The 4,742-nt window shown below is 71.9% G+C and carries 3 protein-coding genes and 1 pseudogene; all 4 read left to right on the forward strand.

The genetic code is table 11. From position 1 onward, the window contains the following. Window positions 1-760: 760 nt before the first annotated feature. Entirely contained in the window at window positions 761-2,290 is a 1,530-nt protein-coding gene (locus ACTWQE_RS33625) for a sugar ABC transporter ATP-binding protein (protein WP_443332887.1), read from the forward strand. After that, window positions 2,287-3,309, forward strand: a complete 1,023-nt coding sequence (locus ACTWQE_RS33630; protein ID WP_443332888.1) for an ABC transporter permease — start codon at window positions 2,287-2,289, stop codon at window positions 3,307-3,309. The genes ACTWQE_RS33625 and ACTWQE_RS33630 overlap by 4 nt, the downstream gene beginning before the upstream one ends. Window positions 3,310-3,432: 123 nt before the next feature. Beyond that, window positions 3,433-4,482 carry a substrate-binding domain-containing protein gene (locus ACTWQE_RS33635; protein WP_443332889.1) on the forward strand — a complete coding sequence of 350 codons (1,050 nt, stop codon included), beginning with the start codon at window positions 3,433-3,435 and terminating at the stop codon, window positions 4,480-4,482. A 48-nt stretch (window positions 4,483-4,530) separates the two neighbouring features. Further along, a pseudogene (locus ACTWQE_RS33640) lies at window positions 4,531-4,742 on the forward strand (gfo/Idh/MocA family oxidoreductase); the annotation flags it as partial.

A 4,742-nucleotide genomic window follows, 5' to 3' on the forward strand; every position in this document is an offset into this window, starting at 1 on the left:
ACTCCCCGGCCTGACCACCGCGGGGCCGCACCACGCGCGTACACCGGTTCGGTGCCCGCCAGGCCGGGCACCGCTCAGTTCCAGGCACCACGGCACCTCGGCACCTCGGCACCACAACTCGGCATCACGCCACCACGGCACGACACCGCGCGGTACAGGCACCACCACGGCAACGCCGTCGGCGCCACAGCGCCCCGACTCGCTACGACGGCACCTCGGCACCTCGGCATCACAGCACCACGGCACAGCGAGATACCGCACCGTCACCACGGCACCCTCTCGGCGCCACGGCACCTCAACTCGGGGCGACGGCATCACGGCAGGACAGCACCGCGCGATACCCGTACCACGACGCCGCCTCGACGCCAGGCACCTCAACTCGGCGCCACCGCCCACCACCAGCACGTCAGCGCCACCGCTCCCCGGCACCACAGCAGGACGTCAGCGTCCCGCACGCTCCGCAGCACGGCGTATCCCGTACCGCCGCGCGTCCCGCACCGCACCGTTGTACGAGCCGCACCGCATCACCGCATCACCGTCCGCGCCGCACCATCGCGCGTCCCGCACCGCACCGTCGCACGAGCCGTACCGCATCACCGCCCGCGCCGCACCGATGCGCGTCCCGCACCGCACCGTCGCACGAGCCGTACCGCATCACCGTCCGCGCCGTCCGCGCCGCAGCACCGCGCATCCTCACCGACGCCCGCCCTGCCCTGATCCTCCCGCCCACCGGCGCCACCACCGCCGAGGAGGCCCCGCCATGGCACCAGAGCAACCCCCCGTCCCCCTCCTGACCATGTCCGGCATCGCCAAGGCCTTCCCCGGCGTCCGCGCCCTCGACGGAGTCGACCTCGACGTCACCGCCGGTGAGGTGCACTGCCTCCTCGGTCAGAACGGAGCCGGTAAGTCCACCCTCATCAAGGTGCTCGCCGGGGTGCATCAGCCGGACCAGGGCGAGATCACCTGGCGCGGCCGGACCGTACAACTGAAGTCGCCCACCGCCGCCCTGTCCCTCGGCATCGCCACCCTCCACCAGGAACTCGACCTCGTCGACGACCTGTCCGTCTCCGAGAACGTCCACCTCGGCCACGAGATCTCCACCGCGGGCTTCGTACGATCCCGCAGCGCCCGCACCCGTACCGCGCGCCTGCTGACCCGCCTCGGCCACCCCGAGATCGCTCCGGACACCCTCGTCGGCCGGTTGTCCGCGGCCGGCCGTCAGATCGTCAGCATGGCGCGCGCCCTCTCCCACGACGCCCGGCTCATCGTCATGGACGAGCCGTCCGCCGTCCTGGACCCGGGCGAGGTGGACAACCTCTTCCGTATCGTCGCCGCCCTCACCGCGGACGGGGTCGCCGTCGTCCACATCTCCCATCGGCTGGAGGAGATCCGCCGCATCGGCGACCGCGTCACCGTCCTCAAGGACGGCCGCGCCGCCGCCCGCGGGCTGCCCGCGCGTTCCACCCCCACCCGCGAGATCGTCGCGCTGATGACCGGCCGCAGCGTCGAGTACGCCTTCCCCCGGCGGCCCGCCGACCGCCCGTCCGCCGCCACCGCACCGGTGCTCTCCGTCGAAGGGCTGTCCCGCGAGGGCGAGTTCGCACCGGTCGACCTGGAGCTGCGCCCCGGTGAGATCGTCGGGCTCGCCGGGCTCGTCGGATCCGGCCGCTCCGAGATCCTCGAGACCGTCTACGGTGCCCGACGGCCCACCACCGGCCGCGTCCTCGTCGACGGCCGCCCCTTGCGCCCCGGCAGCATCATCGGCGCCGTCCGCGCCGGGCTCGGCCTCGCCCCCGAGGAACGCAAGGCCCAGGGCCTGCTGATGCTCGAATCCGTCACCCGCAACGTCTCCCTCTCCTCGCTGACCCGGTTCTCCCGCGCGGGCCGGCTGGACCGTACGGGCGAGCGCGCCGCCGCCCACCGCGCCATCCGCGACCTGTCGCTGCGCCCCGACGACCCCGACCGCCCGGTCCGTACCCTCTCCGGCGGCAACCAGCAGAAAGCCGTCCTCGCCCGCTGGCTGCTGCGGGGCTGTCGGGTGCTGTTGCTCGACGAGCCCACCCGCGGTGTGGACGTCGGTGCCCGCGCCGAGCTCTACGCCCTCATCCGCCGCCTCGCCGACGACGGGGTGGCCGTCCTGCTCGTCTCCAGCGAGGTGCCGGAGGTCCTGGGCCTCGCCGACCGGGTCCTGGTGCTCCGCGAAGGCCGGGTCGTCCACACCGCCCCCGCCCGGGAACTCGACGAACACCGGATCCTCGACCTCGTCATGGAAGGGAGCCCGACGCGATGAGTTCGTCCGGGACCGTGTCCGACGCGCCCGCCGAGGCCGCGCCCGCCGAAAGCCCCGGTGCCCTGCGGGCCCTGCGGGACCGAGCGGACCTCCGGAACCTCTCGCTGCTCGGCGTCCTGGCCGCTCTGGTCGCCGTCGGCGGAACCACCAGGCCCGACGAGTTCCTGAGCATCGACAACCTCCAACTCGTCCTCACCCAGGCCTCCGTCATCGGCGTCGTCACCGTCGGCGTCACCTTCGTCATCATCAGCGGAGGCATCGATCTGTCCGTCGGGGCGATCGTCGCGCTGGCCTCGGTCTGGGCGACCACCGTCGCCACACAGGAGTACGGGCTCGGCGGGATGCTGCTGTGCGCGGTGCTCGTCGGCCTCGGCTGCGGGCTGGTCAACGGGGTGCTCATCGCCTACGGCGGCATGGTGCCGTTCATCGCCACCCTCGCCATGCTCGCCTCCGCGCGCGGCCTCGCCCTCCAGATCAGCGATGGCAGGACCCAGGTCGTCGGCGTCACCGAGGTGCTCGACCTCGGGCTGCCCGGCGCGTACCGCCTCGGCATCCCCCCGCTGGTGCTGGTCTTCGCCGCCGTCACCGCCCTCGGCTGGGTGCTGCTGAACCGTACGACGTTCGGCCGCCGGTCCGTCGCCGTCGGCGGCAACGCGGAGGCCGCCCGGCTCGCCGGAATCGACGTCGGACGCCAGCGGCTGCTGCTCTATCTGCTCTCCGGACTCTGCTGCGGCATTGCCGCCTTCATGCTCGTCGTGCTCACCGGCTCCGGCCAGAACACCAACGGCAACCTCTACGAACTCGACGCCATCGCCGCCGCGATCATCGGCGGAACCCTGCTCAGCGGCGGTCGCGGCACCATCACCGGCTCCGTCCTGGGCGTACTGGTCTTCACCACCATCACCAATCTGTTCGCCCTGAACAATCTGCAGAGCGACGTCCAGCAGATCGCCAAGGGCGCGATCATCGTCGCCGCCGTCCTGGTCCAGCACCGCACCGCACGCGGCGGAACCCCGTAACACCCCGCGCTCCCCAGGCCCGTACGCCGACGGGCCCGTACGCCGACAGGCCCGCAGGCCGTATGTCCCCAGCCCCCGGTCGAGCCGTATGCCCCGGCCCCAGTCGAAGGGTGGTCCTCCGCCATGCCCGCACACCCCCGCACCAGCCGCAGACGTCTTCTCCTCGGCACCGCGGCCGCCGTCTCCGCCGGAGCCTTTCTGCCCGGCTGCACGAGCAACGAGAGCAATGACACCAGTGGTTCGAAGGAGTCCGCCGGGGGGGTCGACGACACGCCCGGCAAGCCCGTCACCATCGGATTCGCCGGCCCCCAGGCCGACCACGGCTGGCTCAACGCCATCAACGAGAACGCCAAGGAGCGGGCGGGGAAGTACTCCGACGTCACCCTGGAGATCACCGAGGGGGCGAACGACACCGCACAGCAGATCGGCCAGATCGAGACCCTGATCAACAAGAAGGTCGACGTACTGGTGATCCTGCCGGCTGACGGCAAGGCGCTCACCCAGGTCGGCCTCAAGGCCATGCGCGCGGGCATACCCGTCGTCAACCTCGACCGGATCTTCGCCTCCCCGCAGGCCTACCGCTGCTGGATCGGCGGCGACAACTACGGCATGGGCCTCAACGCGGGCCGCTTCATCGGCGAGAAGCTCAAGGGCACGAAGAAGGCCGAAGTCGTCGAGCTGGCCGGGATGGACAACCTCGAACTCACCCGGCAGCGCACCCAGGGCTTCGACGACGCCCTCAAGAGCTACCCCAACATCAGGAAGGTCGCCCGCCAGGCGGCCGAGTTCACGGTCGAATCCGGACAGTCCAGGATGGCCCAGCTGCTCCAGGCCGTCTCCTCCTTCGACGCCCTGTGGAACCACGACGACGACCAGGGCGTCGGCGCCGAACGCGCCATCAAGCAGGCCGGGAGGGACGAGTTCCTGATGGTCGGCGGCGCCGGGTCGAAGCACGCCATGGACGCCATCAAGGCCGACGACTCCGTCCTCAAGGCCACCGTCCTCTACCCGCCGACCATGGCCGCCTCCGCCGTCGACCTCGCGCGGGCGCTCGGCCAGGGCAAGGGCGTCGGAGGCCTCGCCGGACTGGAGATCCCCGCCTCCCTCACCCTCTACTCCGCCGTCGTCACCAAGGACAACGTCGACGCCTATCTGCCGACCGGCTTCAGCTGACGGACACGCCACGCCCTGACCACAGCGTGACGACGACGAGGAGGTCCCATGGACGACAGCGAGAACCGGAGCAGCCCGCCCGCCCTCGGCGTGGGCATGGTCGGATACGCCTTCATGGGCGCGGCCCACTCCCAGGGCTGGCGCACCGCGGGCCGGGTCTTCGACCTGCCGCTGCGACCGGTGATGTCGGCGGTCTGCGGGCGCAACCGGGAGGCCGTACGGGCGGCGGCGGACAAGCTCGGGTGGGCCGCCGCCGAGAC

This window comes from Streptomyces sp. 8N706 (genome assembly GCF_052245415.1).
Classification (GTDB): Bacteria; Actinomycetota; Actinomycetes; order Streptomycetales; family Streptomycetaceae; genus Streptomyces.

What these genes read in the sequence shown, in the direction of transcription:
- ACTWQE_RS33630 (WP_443332888.1), top strand. Translation starts at nt 2,287, where the DNA reads ATGAGTTCGTCCGGGACCGTGTCCGACGCGCCCGCCGAGGCCGCGCCC.
- ACTWQE_RS33625 (WP_443332887.1), top strand. Translation starts at nt 761, where the DNA reads ATGGCACCAGAGCAACCCCCCGTCCCCCTCCTGACCATGTCCGGCATC.
- ACTWQE_RS33635 (WP_443332889.1), top strand. Translation starts at nt 3,433, where the DNA reads ATGCCCGCACACCCCCGCACCAGCCGCAGACGTCTTCTCCTCGGCACC.